This window comes from Desulfuromonas soudanensis (assembly GCF_001278055.1).
Taxonomy (GTDB): Bacteria; Desulfobacterota; Desulfuromonadia; order Desulfuromonadales; family WTL; genus Deferrimonas; species Deferrimonas soudanensis.
Genome location: NZ_CP010802.1, coordinates 2,208,199 through 2,228,398 on the forward strand (window position 1 = coordinate 2,208,199; position 20,200 = coordinate 2,228,398).

Genomic DNA, 20,200 nt, shown 5'->3' on the forward strand with positions numbered 1-20,200 from the left:
GAGATGTTCAACTCGATGGATTATTTTCCGCTGACCATGAGTCTGTCTCACCTTAGTGACATCTAGAGCAAACTAACGGTCCGGTCCCTTCTCGTCAAGGGGAAATCATCGACCGGTCATGATCCCCAGAGCCTCGGCGGTCCGGATCAATTCACCATGGGGATCGACCAGATTCAGGTTTCCGACGGCTTCGTCGATATCGACGGCGATGACCGATCGCCCCTGCAGGGCCACCATTTTGCCAAAAGCGCCCTGTTCGATCAGCTCGACGGCCTTGACGCCGAACCGGCTGCTCAGGATTCGGTCGAAGGGTGAGGGAGAACCGCCCCTCTGGACATGGCCGAGAACCACCACCCGCACCTCCATGTCGAGGCACCCTTCAATCTGTGCCGCCACGAAGCGACCGATGCCGCCGAGGCGCTCGACGCCCAGATTCTTTTCGGCACTGAGCTGAATCGTCTTCCCCCCGCCCAGGGGGAACGCCCCTTCGGAGGCAACGACAATGGAAAACCGGTTGCCGCCGTCCCGCCGCCGGGCAATGGCGTCGCAAACCCGCTGGATGTCAAAGGGAATTTCCGGAATCAGGATCACATCGGCGCTGCCGGCAATCCCCGACTCGAGGGCGATCCACCCGGCATCGCGCCCCATCACTTCGACAACCATCACCCGGTGGTGACTTTCGGCCGTGGTGTGCAGACGGTCGAGGGCCTCGGTCACGACCCCGACCGCCGTGTTGTAGCCGAAAGTAACGTCGGTCCCCCTGAGGTCGTTATCGATGGTCTTCGGCACCCCGACCACGGGCAGGCCGAGATCGTTGAGACGCCGGGCAATCTTCAGGGTGCCGTCACCGCCGACGGCGACCAGGGCATCGGCACCGATCTTGCGAAAATTTTCCAGGACCCGGGAAGAGACGTCGGTCAGCTTCGTCTCCGTGCCGATCTTGACCGGATAGGCAAAAGGATTGCCGCGATTGCTGGTGCCGAGGATCGTCCCCCCTCGAGGAAGAATTCCGCTGATGGCCGCCAGGTCGAGCTCCCGCACCCTCGGTCCCTCAACCAGGCCGTCGAAACCGTCTTCGATGCCGAGGACGCGCCACCCCCGCTGCAGAACGGCTGCGCGAACCACGCCGCGGATGACAGCATTGAGGCCGGGGCAGTCGCCGCCGCCCGTGAGTATTGCAATTGTTTTAGCCACCGTCGACGTCCTCCTTGGATGTTCCTGCCCGGGCGGAAAAACCATCCTCTTCGAGAAGCTCAAGGGCCAGAGCTGCGGCCCCGACGATCCCCGCCTGCTCCCCCAGTTCGCCAGCAACGATCCGCAGCCGCGCTCCCGGGATGGCAAAGGCCCTGTGCGCCAGTTCGTCCTCAAGATCCGGAAGGATCAGGTCCAGGCTCCCACTGACGCCGCCGCAGAAAACGACCCCGTCGAGATTGAGAAGATTGGCCACACCGCCCAAAACCTGACCGAGCCGCCGCCCGGCCTCGGCAAAGGAGGCCCTGGCCGCAAGATCACCTCGGCGGGCAGCTTCGGCCAGGGCGACGGCCCCGCCGTCTGACCCACCCCATCCGCTGCAGGGGGGGTCGTTCCCCGATTTCCTCTCGACGAGGTTCCGGTAACTCAGAACGATCCCCTTGGCCGAAGCGTATTGTTCCAGACACCCGCGGTTGCCGCAACCGCAGAGGCGGCCTTCGGCATCGACCATGACATGCCCGATTTCGCCGGCGGATCCGTCACTGCCGAGCCACAGCCGCCGGTGAAGGACCAGTCCCCCTCCGACTCCGGTGCCAAGGGTCAGGGCGACAAAGGAAGAAAAGGGACGACCGGCACCGAACTCCCCCTCCCCCCAGGCGATGGCATTGGCGTCGTTGACGACCCTGACGGGAAGACCGAGGCGATTTTCCAGCTCCCGTGCCAGGGGGAATCCGTTGAGAACAGAAAGATTAGGGGAGATCTGAACCACCCCCTCGGACGAAATAACCCCGGGAGTTCCTATGCCGATTCCGGCAACCCTCTGTCCGCCGTCGCCGGCATCGGCGATCAGGTCGCCACAGAAGCGGACCAGGTGCTGCAGAAACGGCTCCAGGCCCTCCCCTGTTTCGGTGGCCATACGACGGGACGATACCAGCGCGCCGCTGGCGGTGACCAGTCCGCCGCGGCAGTTGGTCCCCCCCAGATCGATACCGATCACCAGGGGGGCGCTCACGGCTTATTCCCTCCACCCTCGGTGGCGATGGCCAGCTTTTTGAAACCGAACTGGCGGGCCACATCCATGATGGAGACCACCCTGCCGTGCCTGGTTTCCCGGTCGGCCAGGAGGAGAAAAGTCATTTCTCCGGCCTCGGCTCCAAACCGGGACAGGCGCCCCTTGAACTCTTCCAGGGAAAGGTTCTCTTCCTTGAAATAGATTTCACCCTCCTTCGAAAGATAGACCTTGAGCTCCTTCGGTTCCTTGGCCACCTGCTGGGACGACGACTCGGGGAGTTTGATGGAGATCCCGGCGGTATCGACAAAGGTGGTGGAAATCATGAAGAAGATCAGCAGCAAGAAAACCACGTCGACCATCGGTGTGAGGTCGATCCTCGGTTCCTCCCGCTTTTTCCGCAGAAAAGCCATGCCTAGTCCCTCAGCAAGTCGACAATGTGCAGGGAGCAGGTTTCCATTTCAAGAATCACCCTGTCGACGCGACTGGAGAGGTATTTGTGCAAAAGAATAACGGGGATCGCCACGGAAAGGCCGGCGGCGGTGGTGATCAGAGCCTGGGAGATCCCGCCGCCGAGAGTGGCCGGAGTGCCGACCCCCTGAACGGAAATGACATTGAAGGCCTCGATCATTCCCAGGACCGTTCCGAGGAGACCCAGGAGCGGGGAGATGGTGGCGATGGTTCCGAGGAGCCCGAGGTAGCGTTCGAGGGGCGCGGCCTCCCGGCTTCCCACCTCGTCCACGGCAATCTTGATCTCTTCCCGCGGGCGGCCGGCGAGGCGCAGGGCCGCGATCAGAATCCGGGAGAGGGGGGTGCCGGAGCGCTGGCAGACGATCAGGGCCTCATCGATGCGCTTGTTGATCACCAGGGATTCGACCTCGCGGACCAGAATATCGGTGCCGCGGCGCACGCGGACAAAAGTCAGCAACCGCTCGAGGAAAATCCCCAGCGCCAGAACCGAACAGGCGAAGATCGGGTACATGAGCGGTCCGCCCTTTTGCATGATCCACAACATGGGTGCGTCAGTCCTTTCAAGAGTGCGTAATCAAAAGAAGGAAAAAGACCTTCAGTTTTCCGAGTCTTCCGGCAATCCCTGCCCCCTGTCGGCGCCGGGAACGTCCCCCCCGGCGGAGGGAGGGACCGAAACGGTCCGTTTCTGCTCCCTGCGAAGCTCGCGGCGCAAACGGGAAATTTTGGAAACGTCCACCAGGGAGGCGACGAGGTATCCGCCGGCAAAACACAGAATCACCAGCAGGAACAGGGGAATCGGCAGGGACTGGTGGGAAAAGAGACTCAGCTGCACCAGCTGGTGATTGTAGATCCCCAGCAGGAGAACCAGAAGGAGAACCGCCATGGACAGAATGAGCCTTAAGACCTTCATGGGTCCCTCCGGGAAAACCCCTGAGCAAGATGATCGAATGTCGCTTCGAGGTGTTGGGGGATGACCCGCACATCGGCAAAGACCGGCATGAAGTTGGTGTCGCCGTTCCAGCGCGGGACGATATGCAGATGCAGATGATCGACGATGCCGGCACCCGCGACCCGGCCAAGATTCATCCCGACATTAAACCCTTCGGGGGCGATCTGCTCCTGGAGAACCGAACGGCACAGCACCAGGAGCCGATGCATGTCCAGAGCCTCCGCCTCGCTCAATCCGCCGGGATCCGCCGTGTGACGATAGGGAGCCACCATCAGGTGTCCGTTGGTGTAGGGATACTTGTTCATGATGACAAAGGCATGTTGGCCCCGGTGCAATACGAGTCGCCTCCGGTCGTCATCGGGAGCTTCGGCCAGACAGAAGACACATTCCTCTTCCGGCACGTCCTTGTCGCCGACGATATATTCGAGCCGCCAGGGCGCCCAGAGTTGCTTCATAATTCGACCTTTCGCAGGAAATGAGGGTCCGTGAAACCGGAAACCCCGGATACGCAGGCACCCGCCTGGAAGTCAGCGATCGATGCGCAGAATCCGTCCTTCGAGGGAAGCTCCCGCCGAGAGAATTCCCACCGAATGAAAGGGCGCCCGACGGCGGTCGGTGGGACTGCCGGGATTGAACAGGAGTATCCCTTCCCTGCGAACACAGAGAGGATGATGGCTGTGGCCATAAACAACTCCGTCGATTCGTTCGCCGTGAAATTCTTTCAGCACCCGCTCTTCCAGGCCGGCCGGTGGCCCCCAGCCATGGATCAGGCCGATACGAAATCCGCCGACCTCGACGATCCTTCTGAGGGGTATGCCGGGGGCAGCAGCATCCATGTTCCCCTGAACGGCGTAAACCTGGCGCTGACCAAAGGCGAGAAGAATCGCCGGATCGACCATGTCTCCGGCATGAAGAATAATTTCACATTCGTCAAAGTACTCGGTCGTCAACCGCTCCAGAAAGGGGAGCGACTCCTGAATTCCGGCAAAGTGCGTATCCGAAAGGACTCCGATCTTTATCATAATGTCCTGTTCCGGCGGCAGCCTGTTGATCTGGTCCCGACTGAGGGGCCGCTCGACTCGATACTATAGCAAAGAATGGTGGAACCATAACGGAATATTACATATTTTTCAACTGGGACACGGCGGTCTCCTCCCTTCTCGTCAAACAGGAGATATCCCCATTGGGTGAGTCATTTCAACCGGGCGGCAAGGAGACAAAATACCGTTCTCATCGAACAGGTGTGAGCCCTGTTGTTTCTGGCTGATTTTGGCCTTTCCTGCCGTTGTTGGCCACCCGGCGGAAAAAAGAGTTCGCGGAAACAACCGTGGAAATCTTGACAGAACCGGCTACAAGGCTATCTTTCTCAGGGCGGTTCTCCCTTGGCATCACCATTGCTACTGATTCTCTAACACCATTTTACCAGGCGGAAAAACTCCCCGTTTCCCAGGGATATTCTTCTTGACAGCCCCGGCCCGATAAGGCTATGTTCACATTTATCGTGATTAAAATATTACCGGACAAAACGTCGTTCGCAAGTCCTGTCAGATGCCAATATAATAGAGTCTCTATAGGCGAAACAAGGGCTTTCCCACTTTCGGGAATTTTACGGAAAATAAAAATCACAACCACCATGAGGAGGATCCTGAACCATGTCGAAACGTCAGGACGCCCTGGACTACCACAGTTCGGGCCGCAAAGGTAAGATTGAAGTCACCACCACCAAACCCTGCGCCACCAGCCTCGATCTTTCCCTGGCCTACAGCCCGGGAGTCGCCGAGCCCTGTCTGGAAATCGAGAAAAACCCCCTGATGGCCTATGAGTACACGGCCAAGGGGAACCTTGTCGCCGTTGTCTCCAACGGTACCGCAGTGCTCGGTCTCGGCGACATCGGCGCCCTGGCCGGCAAGCCGGTCATGGAGGGGAAAGGCGTTCTCTTCAAGCGTTTTGCCGATGTGGACGTCTTCGATATCGAACTCAACACCAAGGATTCCGACGAGATCATCCGCACCGTCAAGCTCCTCGAGCCGACCTTCGGCGGCATCAACCTCGAGGACATCAAGGGCCCCGAGTGTTTCTATATCGAAGAAGAGCTCAAAAAGATCATGAATATCCCCGTCTTCCACGACGACCAGCACGGTACGGCCATCATCGCCAACGCCGGCCTGCTCAACGCCCTGGTCCTGGTGGACAAGAAAATCGAGGACATCAAGATCATCGTCAACGGCGCCGGAGCCGCCGGCATCGCCTGCGCCAACCTCGCCAGGATTCTCGGTGCCCGACCGGAGAACATGTATCTCTGCGACACCAAAGGGGTCATCTTCAAAGGGCGCACCGAGGGGATGAATGCGTACAAGGAGCGCCTCGCCAACGACACCGACGCCCGCACCCTCGAGGATGTCATGGTCGGCGCCGACGTCTTTTTCGGCGTTTCGGCCAAGGGGGCGGTCACAAAGGAGATGGTCGCCTCGATGGCCAAGGATCCGATTATCTTCGCCATGGCCAACCCTGACCCGGAGATCACTCCCGACGAAGCCAAGGCGGTGCGCAGCGATGTCATCATCGGCACCGGACGCAGCGATTACAACAACCAGATCAACAACGTGCTCTGCTTCCCCTTCCTCTTCCGGGGAGCTCTCGATACCCACGCCAGCGCCATCAACGACGAGATGAAAATGGCCGCCGTCAAGGCTCTCGCCGCCCTGGCCAAAGAAGACGTTCCCGACTCGGTGCGCAAGGCCTACAGCAACGTCGAGATCAAGTTTGGCCGCGAATACCTGATCCCCAAACCCTTCGATCCCCGGGTGCTCCTCCACGTCGCCCCGGCCGTCGCTCAGGCGGCCATGGACAGCGGCGTCGCCCGGCGGCCCATCGAAAACATGGCCAAATATCTCGAATCCCTCGAAGCGCTCCAGGGTCGGTCCAAGGAGATCATGCGCGGCCTGATCAACAAGGCCAAGTCCAATCCCAAGCGGGTCGTCCTCCCCGAGGGGGAAGAGGAAAAAATCCTGCGCGCGGCCCAGGTCCTCATCGACGAAGGGATCGCCATTCCCATTCTCCTCGGAGACAAGGAAGAAATTCTCGCCAAGATCAAGGAACTTAACCTCGATCTCGGCAATGTGCAGATCATCGATCCGGCCACCAGCCCCAAGCGCGGTGAATACATCGATGCCCTCTTCGACATGCGTCAGCGCAAGGGGATTACCCGCGCGGAGGGGAAACGGCTCATCAAGAAAAATCGCAACTATTATGGCGCCATGATGCTGGAAAAAGGGGATGCCGACGCCCTCCTCTCCGGCATCGAACACCACTACCCGGACACCATCCGTCCCGCCCTGGAGATCATCGGCAAGCAGGAAGGGCTCTCCAAGGTCCACGGCATGTACATGCTGGTCTTTAAAAAGGACGTGGTCTTTTGCGCCGACACCACGGTGACCATCGAGCCGACGGCAGAAGAGCTGGCGGAAACGGCCATCCTCACCGCCCAGAAGGTGAGGCATTTCGAGGTGGAGCCGCGGGTGGCCATGCTCTCCTTCTCCAACTTCGGCAGCGCCGAACACCCCCTGACCCTCAAGGTCAAGCGGGCGACCCAGCTGGTCAAGGAATGGGCGCCGGACCTGATCATCGACGGCGAAGTCCAGGCCAACCTCGCTCTCGATCCCGAATTGATGGAAAGGCAGTATCCCTTTTCCAAGCTCAAGGGGAATGCCAACGTCCTGATCTTTCCCGACCTGCAGTCGGGGAACATCTCCTACAAGCTTCTGACCAGGCTCGGCGGTGCCGAAGCGGTCGGTCCGATCCTGATGGGAATGAAAAAACCGGTTCACGTCCTGCAGCGCGGCGACGATGTCTCTGATATCGTCAACATGGCCGCCGTTGCCGTGGTCGACGCCCAGATGATCGAAAAATAACCGGGGATTCACGACAGATCGCCCACCGGGGGGAGCGCTTGCCGCTCCCCCCTCTTTTTTCCACCCCTTCTCCCTTCTCCCTTCTCCCTTCTCCCTTCTCCCTTCTTCCTTCTTCCTTCTTCCTTCCCTTTTTGCTAATATGGCGCAATTTTCCAAGCCAAGGAGTCGAATACATGCGCTACCAAAGCACCCGCGGACAGGTTCGCGATATCACCTTCAAAGACGCCGTCATGATGGGCCTGGCAGACGACGGCGGGCTCCTCCTCCCTGAAGAGATCCCCCGATTGACCCCCGGCGACCTCGAAGTCCTGGAAAAGCTCGCCTATCCGGAACTCGCCTTCCAGATCATTTCCCGCTTCGCCACCGACATCCCCTCGGCCGACCTCACGGAACTCATCCATCGCTCCTACGCCTCCTTCTCCCACCCGGACATCACGCCGCTGGTCCACAAAAACGGCGTCTACATCCTCGAACTCTTTCACGGGCCGACTCTGGCTTTCAAGGACGTGGCCTTGCAATTCCTCGGCAACCTCTTTGAATACCTCCTCAAGGAGCGCAACGAGAAGATGAACATCCTCGGAGCAACTTCGGGGGACACCGGGAGCGCTGCCATCTACGGAGTCCGGGGGAAGGAAAATCTCAATATCTTTATCCTCCACCCGCACAAGAAGGTCTCGCCGATCCAGGAACTGCAGATGACCACGGTCACCGATGCCAACGTCTTCAATCTGGCCATCACCGGGACCTTCGATGACGGTCAACGGATCGTCAAGGAGGTCTTCGGCGACCTGCAATTTAAATCCCTCCATGCCCTGGGAGCCGTCAATTCCATCAACTGGGCCCGGGTCCTCGCCCAGGTCGTCTATTATTTCTACGCTTGGGGGGAGGTCCGGCGCCAGACCGGTTGCCGTGAGATCTATTTTTCGGTTCCCACCGGCAACTTCGGCGACATCTTCGCCGGCTACATCGCCAAGAAAATGGGGCTGCCGATCCGCCGCCTGATTCTGGCGACCAATGAGAACAACATCCTGGCCCGTTTCGTCCGCAAGGGCGACTACTCCATCGGCGACGTCGTCCAGACCCCCTCCCCCTCCATGGACATCCAGCTTGCCAGCAACTTCGAGCGCTACCTCTTCTACCTCTATGGCGGCGATGCACATCGCGTCGTCGCAGCGATGGAGAGTTTTAGCAAAAACGGCAGCCTCAGATTCGATGACGCCGAGCGAAAAACGGTGGAGGAGGATTTCCTGGCTCTCTCCGTCGACACCTCACAGACCCTGGCGACCATTGCCGATTTCCATGAAAAAACCGGCTACGTCCTCGATCCCCACACCGCCGTCGGGGTTCACGCCGGACAGGCGCTCTGCGGTGGAGATTTTCCCGTCGTCTGCCTGGCCACCGCCCACCCGGCCAAATTCGGCGACGCCGTGCAGCAGGCGATCGGCTGCGACCCCGAACGCCCCGAGTCCCTCCTGGGGATCGAAGAGAAGGAAAAACGCTGCGAGATCATCGCCGCCGATACAGAAGCCATCAAGGCTTTCGTCGCCCTACACGCCCTCTGACCCTCCTCCCAAGTCAAACACCTCAATTCGGACACAAAAAAAGCCCCCGGCCAATGCCGGGGGCTTTTTTTGTGCTGTAAACGTGTGCCGAATCAGCAGTCGTAGTAGAGCTGGAACTCGAGGGGAACGGGACGCATGCGGACCGGATCGACTTCGGCTTCCATCTTGTACTCGATCCACTTTTCGATGACGTCCTCGGTGAAGACATCGCCCTTGAGGAGGAAAGCATGGTCGGCCTTAAGGCACTGAAGGGCCTCAAGCAGGGACCCGGCGACGGACGGGATGTCCTTGAGCTCCTCGGGAGAGAGGCCATAGATGTCCTTGTCGAGGGGCTGGCCCGGATCGATCTTGTTCTCGATGCCGTCGAGACCGGCCATCAGCTGAGCGGCAAAAGCGAGGTAGCCGTTGCAGCTCGGGTCGGGAGTGCGGTACTCGATTCGTTTCGATTTGGGATTGCTGGTCACGGGAATCCGCAGGGAGGCTGAGCGGTTGCGGTTGGAGTAGGCCAGATTGACCGGAGCCTCGTAACCGGGGACCAGCCGCTTGTAGGAGTTGGTGCTGGGGTTGGTGAAGGCGCAGAGGGCCTTGGCGTGCTTCATGATCCCGCCGATATAGTACATGGCCATTTTGGAGAGGCCGCCGTAGCCGTCGCCGGCGAAGAGGTTGACGCCGTCTTTCCACAGGGACTGGTGACAATGCATCCCGGAACCGTTGTCGCCGAAGAGCGGCTTGGGCATGAAGGTGACCGTCTTGCCGTTGCGGAAGGCGACGTTCTTGACGATGTACTTGAACCACTGCAGGGTGTCGCCCATGTGCAGCAGCGAGTCGAAGCGCATGTCGATCTCGTTCTGTCCGCCGGTGGCCACCTCATGGTGAGAGGCCTCGATGCGCATGCCGACGCTCTGCAGCACCTGCACCATCTCATTGCGCAGGTCAACGAAGGAGTCGGTGGGAGCGCAGGGGAAATACCCTTCCTTGTGGCGGGGCTTGTAGCCGAGGTTGGGGAACTCCTCGCGCCCGGTGTTCCAGGCCCCCTCGACGGAGTCGAGGCTGTAGAAGGACTCGTTGGAGGTGGAGTTGAAGCGGACATCGTCAAAGATGAAGAATTCGGGCTCGGGTCCGAAGTTGGCGGTGTCGGCGATCCCGGTGGAGCAGAGGTAGGCTTCGGCCTTCTTGGCGATGAAGCGGGGGTCGCGACTGTATCCTTCGCGGGTGATGGGGTCGATGACGTCGCAGATCAGGCTCAGGGTCGATATCTTGATGAAGGGATCGATCTTGGCGGTGGTCGGGTCGGGAATCAGCAGCATGTCGCTGTTGTGAATCGGCTGCCAGCCGCGAATCGAGGAGCCGTCGAAGCCGATCCCTTCCTCGAAAGTCTCCTCGCTGAATTCGCTCATGGGAGTGGAAAAGTGCTGCCACACCCCGACGAAATCGAGGAATTTGTAGTCAACCATCTGGCAATTGTTTTCCGCGGCAAAAACTACGACTTCTCTTGCTGTCATCTTACATCTCCTTTGACGAATGTTATGCCCGCTCCCCCACGCAAAGGGGGCGGTGCAAGCAATTATTAATTTCGGGGAACAAACAAAAGCCTACAGGGCATCGTCGCCGCGTTCGCCTGTGCGGATCCTCAACACCTCATCCACCGGGGTGACGAAGATCTTACCGTCGCCAATGCGTCCGGTCCTGGCCGCTTCGGCGATCGTCTCCACCACCTTGGTGACCATGTCGTCGCGGACGATGATTTCCATCTTGATTTTCGGGATAAAATCGACCACGTACTCCGCTCCGCGGTAGAGTTCGGTATGTCCCTTCTGGCGGCCGAAACCCTTCACCTCGCTGACGGTGATCCCCTGAATGCCGATTTCATTCAAGGACTCCTTGACCTCGTCCAGCTTGAAGGGTTTGATTATGGCCTCAACTTTCCTCATCTTGGATACCTCCACTCATTCATGTTCAGGGAAAATTAGAGCGCTGATTATAGCCACCCCTATCCTACCAATCAAGCAATTAGGACGCTGTTTTTAAACACCTTGCCGGGAGAAGAAAGCAAATAGTCTGCCCAAAACGGGAAAAAAAAGACGGGAGTTTCAACTCACTGTAATACTGAACTTTTCCGGACAAGGTTTCTCCGGGCATCGGCGACCCCTGCCTGGCGATCCGAAGGTGTTGCCCAAAAACGGGGCAGCACTCTCCACGAATGCACAGAAAATAAACAGGCGGTGCATCAAAAAGGCGCAACTTCAGCCGCCTGCGACGGAGAAGGATGGGGGACGGAGAAGAGAGAGGCAAGGGGAGATTATCCGAGGAGATGAGTTCAACTGCCGTCGCTTATCTGGGCCTTTTGCAGCCGGCCGCTGAAATCCCGATATATAGTTTTGATCCGTGAATAAAAGTCGAGAGCTCCCATCCGCCCCCCCGCTTCGGGACGGCCTGAACCGGAATGACGGAACCCTCCGAAGGGGAGCTGGATTTCCGCACCGATGGTGCTGGCGTTGATATAGACCAGGCCGCTGTCGAGATCCCGCTCCGCCCTGGCGGCGCGGTTGACATCCCGGGTATAGATGGCCGAAGAGAGTCCGAAGCGACTGGCGTTGACGATGTCCACTCCTTCCTCGTAGGAAGAGCAGGAAAGAACTGCCACCACCGGTCCGAAGATCTCCTCCCTGGCGATGCGCATGGCGGGGGTCACGGAGGAGAAGATCGTCGGCTCGACAAAACACCCCCTGGCAAGAGCTTTGGTGGATACGCGTTCGCCGCCGCAATGCAGGTGGGCCCCTTCATCCTGGCCGATGCGGATATAGTTGAGCACCTTGGTCACACCGCGTTCGTTGATCAGCGGCCCGACCTGAGTCAGCGTTTCGAGCCCCGGTCCGAGTCGAAGGGATCGCGTCGCCGCCACGAGTTTCTCGACAAAGCGGTCGTGGACGCCCTGGTGAACCACCACACGACTGGACGCGGTGCAGCGCTGCCCCGTGGTTCCAAAACCTCCCCACAGTACCCCTTCCACCGCAAGGGAGAGATCGGCATCGTCCATGACCAGAATGGCGTTCTTGCCGCCCATCTCCGCGGCCAGGGGGCGATGCAATTCCGCAGCCAGACGTTCAAGGCGCTCCCCGACCGGGGAGGAGCCGGTAAAGGAGACGCCGTCGACACCGGGATGTCCGGCCAAAACCTCACCAACGGCGTCCCCGGCCCCCATCACCAGATTGAGGACCCCGGCCGGGAGTCCGGCCTGTTGCAGAATTTCCACCAGACGCTGGGCGCACAGAGGCGCGTCGGAAGACGGCTTGAAAACGACGGTATTGCCGCAGATCAGGGCGGCAAAGATTTTCCAGGCCGGAATGGCCACGGGGAAGTTCCAGGGGGTAATCAGGGCGAAGACGCCGTGAGGGACGCGAATCGACTTGCAGTCCTTGTCCCTGAGTTCCGAAGGGACCGTCTCGCCGACCAGGCGACGCCCTTCTCCGGCCATGTAGTAGGCAAAATCGATCGCCTCCTGAATATCCCCCAGCCCTTCGGAGAGAACCTTCCCCATCTCGCGGGTGACGACTTTTCCCAGTTCTTCCTTCCGTGACAGGAGAATTTCGGCGGCCCGATAGAGAATTTCTCCGCGGCGCGGCGCCGGAAGTTGAGACCATAAGGGAGCGGCCTCCCTGGCAGCAGCGACCGCCAGGTCAATGTCCTCCTTCCCGGATCGGGGATAGCGGGCCACGACTTCGGAGAGATCGGCCGGGTTGAGGCTTTCTCCATATTCCCCGGACAAGGGAGCGAGCCACTTGCCACCGATGAGATTCTTCAATTTTGCCGTCATCCCTCCCCTCCTCCCGAAATCCTTCGCCTTCAGGATAACAGGTGGCGGCACCCTTTCAAGAATCCCCGCCGAAGCGGGAGAGGATGAAAATCATAAACCGGAGCCGGATAGTTATTGGAAAGGGGAATTCGGGGAGGAAGGCAAGATTTGGCGGGGAGGGATCAGCACCTTCCTGATGCCCTCACGGGTTCGAGATTCAGTCCGTTTCGAGGTCCTCACCGGACTTCTTTTTGATTTTTTCGATCAGGGTGGTCCGCTTGAGATTGAGGAGCCTGGCGGCCTCTTTCTTGTTGCCGCCAGTTTTGGTCATGGCCTGGTGAATCAACCGGTCCTCGTATTCGCCCACCAGCACCTTGAAGTCAACGGTTCCATCGAGGACCGATTCAGGAATCAGGGAGCCGAGGGGTGCAATGGAGACGGCTTCCAGATGGGGGCGAAGGATGCCGGGAGCATACTTTTCCGGAAGTTCGGCCGCGGACACCAGCTTGCCGCTGCACAGAATCACCATGCGCTGAACAAGATTCTCCAGTTCCCTGACGTTTCCCGGCCAGGGGTAGTCGATGAGAGCCTTCATCGCCCCCTGGTCGAAACCGAGGAGGGGGTTTTTCTTGTTGCGGTTAAAAACCTGGACAAACTTTTCGATCAACAGGGGGATATCGTCCCGACGGTCGCAGAGAGGGGGGATGTTCAGGGGGACGACACTGAGGCGGTAGTAGAGATCCTCACGAAAAACCCCGTCGGCAACGGCCTTCTCCAGGTCGCGGTGGGTCGCGGCGACGATGCGGATGTCGACGGGGACCGGCTTCACTCCGCCGACCGGCTCATACTCCTTCTCCTGCAAGACCCGCAGGAGTTTTGCCTGGAGGGAAGGTTTCATGTCGCCGATTTCGTCGAGGAACAGAGTGCCGCCGTCGGCGTACTGCACGCGTCCCATCTTCGACTGGTTGGCGCCGGTAAAGGCCCCCTTGACGTAGCCGAAGAGCTCGCTTTCGAGGAGCTCCTCGGGTATGGCGGCGCAGTTGACCGGCACGAAGTTCTTTCCCCGCCGGGGACTGGTGGCGTGAATCGCCCGGGCGACCAACTCCTTGCCGGTGCCGCTGGCTCCCTGAATCAGGACGGTGCTGATGTCGTCCTCGGCCACCTTTTCGATGAGGTTGAAAAGGTTCTGCATCTTTCCGGAGTTACCGATGATGCCGTTGAATCCTTCGGTCTTGCGAATCTTGTGGCCGCGGACCTCCTTGTGAATCAGGAGGTCATGATAGGTCAAGCCTCGGGCGAGGGCGATGATCGCCTCATCGAAATCGTAGGGGGCATGGATATAGAAGAAGACGCCAAGCTTCAGGACTTCGTTGATTTTTTCCCGGTCATTAAAGGGAACCGCCGCGAAGGTGACGATTTCGGCATTGGCGGCATGAACCTTTTTCAGCAGATCGATACCGCTTTTCTGCGGCAGAAAGAGATCGGTCATCAGAACGGAAATATCTTCCCTCTGAATGATTTCCTCGGCCTCGACGGTACTCGCTGCCTCCAGCACCAGGCACCCGACTTCCTTCCGAAGCATCACCGCCAGCCCTTCCCTGGCGTGATGGTCAGCGTCAACCAACAGTATGCTGCGTAGTGTTTCCGCCATCTTAAGTCAAAACCTCGTCATCGGGATGAGGGTGCAGGCTTCTCCGAATGACGCGGGACACCCGCGTCCGTGGAAAAGAGATTTCCCCCTATTTTGCGTACTTATAGTAACTGACCGTGGCGCCCTTGCCAATTACTAATTGCACCTGATTCATAATTAACTTCAATCAACCTCTTCCTCTTCTCCCTGCGCCGCCTCTCCCCGAAGGGCTTCGGAAAGCCCGGATTCCCGCACGGTTCGTCGCGCCACCGCCGCGGCGAAGAGTTCCCGCCCGCCCCAGAGGGCCACTGAGCGGCGCGCCCGGCTGATCCCCGTATAGATCAGCTCCCTTGCCAGATTCCCGTCCTCTTCCCCCGGCAGCAAAAGGAGAACCCGGTCGAATTCCGTCCCCTGACTCTTGTGCACCGTCATGGCGTAGGCCGTCTGATGCTCCGGCAGGCGCGCCGGGGCAATTTTCCTGTAAACACCGGCGCCGCGAGGAAAAAAGGCCCTGAGCTGGCCGCCGGAGTCGGGGTCGGGGAGAATGAGTCCGAGATCGCCGTTGAAGAGTCCGAGACGGTAATCGTTGGACGTGATCATCAGCGGCTGCCCCGGGGTCCATCGGCTCCCCTCCCTGATCAACCCGGCGCGTTGCAGGATCCCCTCGACGGTCGCGTTGAGTCCCGCGACTCCCCAGGGGCCGCGGCGCAAGGGGGTAAGAATCATGAAGCGCCCGAGCTGGGCGAAGGCGTCCTCCGCCGTCGCCGCACGCAGCATCGCTCCGTACCCGGCGACGACCTCGGCGGCCAGGGCCGCCCCCATCCCGGAGGCTCCGGGAAGGGGAGAGAACCGGAGATCACTTTGCGCCGGGTCGTCGCAAAGAGCCAGGGCCCCGGGACCGTCGCCGGCGTTGACCGCCCGGCACAGGGCACTGATGCCGCTGTCAGCAGCAAAACGGTAGCTTTTCTGCAGGACGACGAGGGTGTCCTCGAGCCCCCCCGTCCCGGACGTGGCGGGAAGAGTCAGACCGGCGATTTCGGCCGCCCGGCGGACGAACTCCGGAGAAAAACGCGGCCGTCCGCCGCCGGCGCAGATGTCGGCCAAAACCGCACCCGCCTCAACGGAAGCGAGCTGGTCCCGGTCGCCGAGGAGAATCAGGCGCGCCTGCTTCGGTATCGCCTCCACCAGCTTGACCATCAGGGGGAGATCGACCATCGAGGCCTCATCCACCACCACCAGATCGCAGGGGAGCGGATTATTGCGATCATGACGGAACCGGGATGACCCCCGGATTGTGCCGAGGAGCCGGTGGATAGTGGACACCTGATCGGGAATCCTCCGCCGAACCCCCTCTCCTACGGGGAGCATCTGACGCGCCGCGGCAATCGACTCCTGCAGCCGGGCCGCCGCCTTGCCTGTCGGGGCCGCCAGGGCAAGGTGCAGGGGAGCGCCGTCGGCCTGTTCGAGGAGAAGAGCGAGAATCTTGACCACCGTGGAGGTTTTCCCGGTTCCGGGACCCCCGGAGATGACGGCGAAATTCCCGAGGACGGCGGCCAGGGCGGCTACCTTCTGCCAGTCGACGATCCCTTTTTCCCCGGCGCCGAAGAGGCGGGTGAGCCCTTCGCCGAGGAGAACCTCGTCGACGACGCTTTTTCTCCCCCCCCGGGACAGGAGTTCCCCGGCCAGGCGGCCCTGATAATCCCAGTAGCGGTAGAGGTAGAGCCGTCCGCGGCGGTCGAGGACCAGGGGGGTGAATTCCCCGGGGCTCCCGACCACCGTCGAGGAGCGCAGCCGTTCCGTCCACTCCGGCAACTCCGGGGCGCAAAAACCAGGGAGCGCCTCCCCACCGACCGTCAGCGGCCGGCCGGCGACCGCGTCGAGATTCAAACAGATATCCCCGCGCGAGGTCTGTTCGCTGACCAGTGCCGCAGCCAGGAAGAGCGCGTCGTCCCCCCCGGGGTCCAGCGTGCGGAGAAAGCGGGCGAAGTGCAGGCTCAGAGCGCTGAAGAGCCCGGAGCTCTCCAGGGTCTTCCGGGTATTCTCACCCATGACTGCCTCCCTCAACCCGGCCGCCGAGGTATTGTGAAATCCCTTCGATCAGGAGTTGCGGCGGACGATTCCGAAAAATGCCGAAGTCCGGTCCCCGCCCGCCGTCGATCCCGCGCAAAAAGAGATAAAAGACTCCGCCGAAGTGCGTTTCGTAGTCGTAACCGGGGATACGTCCCGAGAGATAGCGATGCAGGGCGACGGTGTAAAGATGGTACTGCAGATGGTAATGTTCGCGGAGCATCGCCTGCTCGAGGGCCCCCTGGTGATAGTCCTCAATCCGGTCGCCGAGGTGATTCGATTTCCAGTCGAGAAGGTAATACCTCCCCTGGTGCATGAAGACCAGGTCGATAAAGCCGCGCAGCATCCCCCGTACGGGAACGAAGCCGAGCCTCTCCATCTGCCCGGGGAGGGAGGGCGGCACCCCATCGGCTCCGAACCGGGAAAAAATCGCGGCGAGGCCGCCGGAGGTAATGGGTTCGAGGGGGAGGGTAAATTCCATCTCGGCCACCTGCTCACCGGTCCCGAGATTCTGGAGGGCCAGGGTCGGATCGTCGCCAAGGGGAGCGCAAAGGACTTTGTCCACCATCTCCAGCACCCCTTCGCCCCATTTCAGGTCGAAACCGTAGTCGGCAAGTTTTTCCTCAATGACCCTTCTGCGACCGGCAGGGTCGGAGTTTTTGAAATCGAGCTCTTCAAATATTTCGTGCAGGCAGCTGCCGGGTCGGGCGCCGCGGGGAAAATCGAAGATACTCAAGCCGCCGGCAGGACCGGTCGGAGCCTGCGGAGAGGGCGGACCGGTTTCGTCCCACACCGGGGATTCGCCGCCATGGGAGGTTCCCGAAACCAGGGCGCTGAAGCTGGTCATCCGCCAGTCGCTCGATATGGTCCCGGCAAAGGTGCGGCAGGCCGGCTGCGCTCCGGCATTCTCGAGACGCCCCAGGGGCGCCGGGGAGGGTGCAGGAAGGTCGCAAAGAGCCAGGGTGCCTCCGGAAGATTCGACCAAAGCTGCGAGTTCGCGCCGCCGGGCCTGTTCGTCGAGCCCCTTCAGGCGCGCTGTCCACCCCTGCGGGGCGTCTTCGTCCGCACCGGGGTGAAGAAGATAGCCGAGAGCCGACGTCTCCCCGTCCCGGAAAGACCCCCAGACGAGGTAGCAGCGATGCCGGGCCCGGGTCAGGGCCACATAGAGAAGACGGAGATTCTCCGCCAGGATCTCCTTTTCCTCCAGGATGCAATTCGATTCGAGATCCTCCGAACCGAGGTCGAGGGTCAGAGCATCGGCCTGACTCGGATCGTGAAAGACCGCGCTCCCCCCCTTGCTCCGCGTCCCCCTCCAGGAATATGGACAAAAGACGATGGGATACTCGAGCCCCTTGCTCTTGTGAATGGTGACGAGCTTGACCGCCAGCGCGTCGGTTTCGAGACGGATCTGGTACTCCTCGCGCTCGGAGCGCTCCTCGAGCTGGCGGGCGAACCACTTCATCAGACCGTCGACCCCCAAACCCTGCTCGAGGGAGGCGCGGTGCAGCACCTCCAGGCAGTGAAGGAGGTTGGTGACCCGACGCTCGCCGTCGTCAAAGACCAGGAGCCGCTCCCGCACTCCCTCACGGGAAAGAAGGGTGCGGGCCATGACGATAAAGCCGTGCCGCAACCAGAGTTCGTGGTATTCGATGAACCGCTCGAGCCGCTCCTCCCAGGCCCCTTCGTCAGCGATCAGCGCCGCCAGGCCGTTCCCCGTCACCCCGAGCATTTCTGTCACCATCGCTCCCCGTACCCCCCCCTCGAGTGCGGGCTGAGCCACGGCGGCGAGGACCTGCAACAGCTCGCTTGCCTCGCGGGAGGCAAAGAGGCTCTCGGCGCTCTGCAAAACGCTCGGCACCCGCACCTGGCGCAGGGCCTCCTGCAGCAGGCGTGCTTCGCGGTTGGTGCGCACCAGCACGGCCATATCTCCGGGCACCACGGTACGTTTGGGCCCTTCTGCGCCGTCCCGGAAGAAGGCCGTGCCCGCCCTGGATGCCTCAAGCAGCCGGACAATTTCGCCGGCCACGGCCAAGGGGAGAAATTCGTCCGCTTCTCCCTTGCCGATGAAACTCCCCTCCCCTGCGCAGGGGGCATACCAGAGTTGCAGAGGCGCCGCAGACATTTCGTCAGGGAGGACCAGCCGGTTCTCCCGATTTCTGTCGGCGGCGTTCACCTCCTGGAAGGGGATTCCCTCCAGATAAAAGGGGCGCGGATGGCAGCCGAAGAGGGTGTTGACGGCCGCAACCAGATCCGGGGTCGAGCGCCAGTTGGTGCCGAGGCTGTGGCACCCCTCCACGTCCCGGGCGGCGGTGAGATAGGCGTAGATGTCGGCGCCGCGAAAGCTGTAGATCGCCTGTTTGGGATCGCCGATGAAAAAGAGGGTCGCGTCGGGTCCGGGATAGATGCTGCCAAAGATCCGATACTGGATCGGGTCGGTGTCCTGGAATTCGTCGATGAGGGCGGCCGGGTACTTGCCGACCAGGGTGCGGGCCAACTCCTTCCCGCCCGATCCGTCAAGGGCTCTCTGCAGGTCAAAAAGGAGGTCGTCGAAGGAGCGGATGTTCTGCTCTTTCTTGCGCCGGCGCAACTCGGCGGCCGCGTATTCGAGGAGCTCCCGCTTCAGGACCAGCAGGGCGCCGTCATACCCCTTTTCGAGGCGCTCCAGGTCGGCGCCGAGGTCCTCGCAGAGTTCGAAAAAAAGGTGCGTGGGGACCTGATTCCCCTTGGTGGTCCCCTTCGCCAGGGCCGGAGCGCGAAATTTGTCGAATTTCTCGAAAGGCGGCAGGACGAGGTCGCCGGCCAGATAATCCTCGAGACCGACGATCCACCCCGGGAGATTGGCAGGCTTGTAGCTCCCCTTGTGCAAAACGGATTGCCCGAGCAGCAGGGAGCGTACCTCACCCCCCGAGCGAGCCCACTCCGCCTGCAGACGGGAGAACTTCTTGCTGCAGCTCTCCTCCAGCGCCGCCACATCCGGGGGCGCCGTCTCCGGGATGACCCGCAGGACCCCCTTGCCGAGGAAGGGGGCGGCAAAACGCGCCAGGGCCTCGGGAGAAAAAGCCTCGCTGCGCCCTCCGACCTGAAGAGTCTTCGACTGAAGATAGGCGAGAAAAGTGGGCGAAGCGCCATGAAAGCGGATGCGCCAGAAATCGTCCACCACCTCCTGAAGAAGGGGGCGCTCATCGATGACCAGCTCGGTATCGAAGAGGGATCCCGACTCGAAGGCGCTCTCCGACAGGACCCGCTGGCAGAAACCGTGGATGGTGTGAATCGCCGCCTCGTCGAAGGCGTTGAGTGCCTGGCGCAGCACCTCCCGGGACGCGTCCTCTTCGGTTTTCGGGATTTTGCCGAGGAGAGCCCCAAGAAAGGGATCGGCGCTCTCCCCGGCGACAAGGGCCGTCAGCGCTTCCCGGAGTCGCCGGCGAATGCGGTCCCGGAGTTCCTCGGTGGCGGCCTCGGTAAAGGTCACCACCAGAATCTCCTTTACCGCCAGGCGCCGTTCGAGGACCAGGCGCACGAAGAGCCCGGCAATGGTGAAGGTCTTGCCGGTGCCGGCGCTGGCTTCGATGAGGTGGCGCCCGGTGATCGGGCCGTGATCGAGATCGAAATGCTTCATC

At 60.9% G+C, this 20,200-nt stretch carries 15 protein-coding genes; 2 read left to right on the forward strand and 13 right to left on the reverse strand.

The window, feature by feature from the left end; all coding sequences use genetic code 11:
- Positions 1 to 105: 105 nt before the first annotated feature.
- From DSOUD_RS10050 to DSOUD_RS10080, 7 genes are all read right to left on the reverse strand, one after another.
- On the reverse strand, positions 106 to 1,194 hold the full coding sequence (locus DSOUD_RS10050) for a 6-phosphofructokinase (protein WP_053550883.1): 1,089 nt from the start codon (positions 1,192 to 1,194) through the stop codon (positions 106 to 108).
- Entirely contained in the window at positions 1,187 to 2,203 is a 1,017-nt protein-coding gene (locus DSOUD_RS10055) for an ROK family protein (protein WP_053550884.1), read from the reverse strand. The genes DSOUD_RS10050 and DSOUD_RS10055 overlap by 8 nt, the downstream gene beginning before the upstream one ends.
- The gene (locus DSOUD_RS10060; protein ID WP_053550885.1) at positions 2,200 to 2,613 is read right to left on the reverse strand and encodes an ExbD/TolR family protein; all 414 of its coding nucleotides are present in this window, start codon (positions 2,611 to 2,613) and stop codon (positions 2,200 to 2,202) included. The genes DSOUD_RS10055 and DSOUD_RS10060 overlap by 4 nt, the downstream gene beginning before the upstream one ends.
- A gap of 2 nt (positions 2,614 to 2,615) precedes the next feature.
- The gene (locus DSOUD_RS10065) at positions 2,616 to 3,215 is read right to left on the reverse strand and encodes a MotA/TolQ/ExbB proton channel family protein (protein ID WP_053550886.1); all 600 of its coding nucleotides are present in this window, start codon (positions 3,213 to 3,215) and stop codon (positions 2,616 to 2,618) included.
- Positions 3,216 to 3,266: 51 nt separating this feature from the next.
- Positions 3,267 to 3,581, reverse strand: a complete 315-nt coding sequence (locus DSOUD_RS10070; RefSeq protein ID WP_053550887.1) for a lipopolysaccharide assembly protein LapA domain-containing protein — start codon at positions 3,579 to 3,581, stop codon at positions 3,267 to 3,269.
- Positions 3,578 to 4,075, reverse strand: coding sequence for an HIT family protein (locus DSOUD_RS10075; RefSeq protein ID WP_053550888.1), 498 nt, complete (start codon positions 4,073 to 4,075; stop codon positions 3,578 to 3,580). Before DSOUD_RS10075 ends, DSOUD_RS10070 begins: the two co-directional genes overlap by 4 nt.
- Before the next feature lie 72 nt (positions 4,076 to 4,147).
- Positions 4,148 to 4,642 carry a metallophosphoesterase family protein gene (locus DSOUD_RS10080; RefSeq protein WP_053550889.1) on the reverse strand — a complete coding sequence of 165 codons (495 nt, stop codon included), beginning with the start codon at positions 4,640 to 4,642 and terminating at the stop codon, positions 4,148 to 4,150.
- Positions 4,643 to 5,272: 630 nt separating this feature from the next.
- Between DSOUD_RS10080 and DSOUD_RS19100 the strand changes: the two genes are divergently transcribed.
- The gene (locus DSOUD_RS19100) at positions 5,273 to 7,531 is read left to right on the forward strand and encodes an NADP-dependent malic enzyme (RefSeq protein ID WP_053550890.1); all 2,259 of its coding nucleotides are present in this window, start codon (positions 5,273 to 5,275) and stop codon (positions 7,529 to 7,531) included.
- A 173-nt stretch (positions 7,532 to 7,704) separates the two neighbouring features.
- Positions 7,705 to 9,093: a threonine synthase gene (gene thrC / locus DSOUD_RS10090; RefSeq protein ID WP_053550891.1), complete on the forward strand. Its 1,389-nt coding sequence runs from the start codon at positions 7,705 to 7,707 to the stop codon at positions 9,091 to 9,093.
- Between the two features lie 92 nt (positions 9,094 to 9,185).
- Here the strand turns inward: thrC and glnA are convergent, their stop codons facing one another.
- The 6 genes from glnA to recB form a co-directional block, all read right to left on the reverse strand.
- Positions 9,186 to 10,595 carry a type I glutamate--ammonia ligase gene (gene glnA / locus DSOUD_RS10095; protein ID WP_053550892.1) on the reverse strand — a complete coding sequence of 470 codons (1,410 nt, stop codon included), beginning with the start codon at positions 10,593 to 10,595 and terminating at the stop codon, positions 9,186 to 9,188.
- A gap of 90 nt (positions 10,596 to 10,685) precedes the next feature.
- The gene (locus tag DSOUD_RS10100; protein WP_053550893.1) at positions 10,686 to 11,024 is read right to left on the reverse strand and encodes a P-II family nitrogen regulator; all 339 of its coding nucleotides are present in this window, start codon (positions 11,022 to 11,024) and stop codon (positions 10,686 to 10,688) included.
- A gap of 386 nt (positions 11,025 to 11,410) precedes the next feature.
- The gene (locus DSOUD_RS10105; protein WP_053550894.1) at positions 11,411 to 12,907 is read right to left on the reverse strand and encodes an aldehyde dehydrogenase family protein; all 1,497 of its coding nucleotides are present in this window, start codon (positions 12,905 to 12,907) and stop codon (positions 11,411 to 11,413) included.
- Between the two features lie 196 nt (positions 12,908 to 13,103).
- A complete protein-coding gene (locus DSOUD_RS10110; protein WP_053550895.1) occupies positions 13,104 to 14,537 on the reverse strand; it encodes a sigma-54-dependent transcriptional regulator in 1,434 nt (477 codons plus the stop codon).
- Between the two features lie 162 nt (positions 14,538 to 14,699).
- Positions 14,700 to 16,565: an exodeoxyribonuclease V subunit alpha gene (gene recD, locus DSOUD_RS10115; RefSeq protein ID WP_082351195.1), complete on the reverse strand. Its 1,866-nt coding sequence runs from the start codon at positions 16,563 to 16,565 to the stop codon at positions 14,700 to 14,702.
- The gene (gene recB / locus DSOUD_RS10120; RefSeq protein ID WP_053550896.1) at positions 16,558 to 20,199 is read right to left on the reverse strand and encodes an exodeoxyribonuclease V subunit beta; all 3,642 of its coding nucleotides are present in this window, start codon (positions 20,197 to 20,199) and stop codon (positions 16,558 to 16,560) included. The genes recD and recB overlap by 8 nt, the downstream gene beginning before the upstream one ends.
- Position 20,200: the final 1 nt, after the last annotated feature.